Genomic DNA, 1,092 nt, shown 5'->3' with positions numbered 1-1,092 from the left:
CCTGATGGTCATTGCGGCCGAGGTACTCGAGATCGCCATTGGGCCGATAACGCGCGAGATCGCCCGTCTTGTACATCCGAGCGTCGGCTTCGTTCGAGAACGGGTCGCGCACGAAGCGCTCGGCCGTGAGCTCAGGCCGGTTCAGATAACCGCGCGCGACGCCCGCACCACCGATGTACAGCTCACCGACCGCGCCCAATGGCACCGGCTGACCGTAGGTATCCAGTAAATAAATCCGTGTGTTCGCAATCGGCCGGCCGATCGGCACCGTGTCTTCCGCGTAATCCGATGGGCAGCTCCAGGCCGTCACGTCAATTGCAGCTTCCGTCGGACCATACAAGTTATACAGCCGCGTACCCGGTAACAGTGTTTGGCAAAGCCGGACACTCGCACCGGATAGCGCTTCACCACTGCAAATCAACCGTTTTACAGACGTACAGTGCTGAATCCCTTTATTGTGCAGGAACGTGCCGAGCATGGACGGCACGAAATGGAGAGTGGTAATGCGCTGCCGAATGATCAGCGCCATTAAGGCCGTGGGATCTTGGTGCATATCCGGTGCCGCCACAATCAGCGTGGCGCCATTGAGCAAAGTCCAAAAAAACTCCCAAACAGCGACGTCGAAGCCAAAGGACGTTTTCTGTAGCACGCGGTCGGCCGCCGTTAAATCATAGGCTTGTTGCATCCAGACCAGACGATTGATGAGCGCCTGATGCTCATTTTGCACGCCCTTCGGCGTGCCGGTGGAGCCGGACGTGTAGATCACATAGGCGAGATGGCGGGCCGTCAAGCCCGGCACCGACGGGTTTGTGTGCGCCCGATTGGGTAGCGCATTAGGATCGAGCACCGTGCGCTCGGCGAGCGCCGCGTCACCGAGTGCGGCCCGGCCCACCGCATCGGCCAGCACGATATCGGGCGCGGCATCGACCAGAATATGCGCTAAGCGCTCGCCTGGATACGCCGGATCGAGCGGCACATAGGCGCCCCCCGCCTTCAGAATCGCCAGCAGCCCGACCACCATCGCTGGAGAGCGCTCGACACAGATTGCCACGCGCGCATCGGGTTGCACGCCCAACTCGATCAGCCGATGCG

At 61.1% G+C, this 1,092-nt stretch carries 1 protein-coding gene; it reads right to left on the bottom strand.

The window, feature by feature from the left end:
• On the bottom strand, positions 1–1,092 hold a 1,092-nt coding region (locus KQH60_RS14555), incomplete at both ends, for an amino acid adenylation domain-containing protein (RefSeq protein WP_237577122.1).

This window comes from Mycetohabitans sp. B8 (assembly GCF_021991875.1).
Taxonomy (GTDB): Bacteria; Pseudomonadota; Gammaproteobacteria; order Burkholderiales; family Burkholderiaceae; genus Mycetohabitans.
The sequence above is the reverse complement of the archived record's forward strand: the minus strand, read 5'-3'. Positions and strand labels throughout refer to the sequence as shown.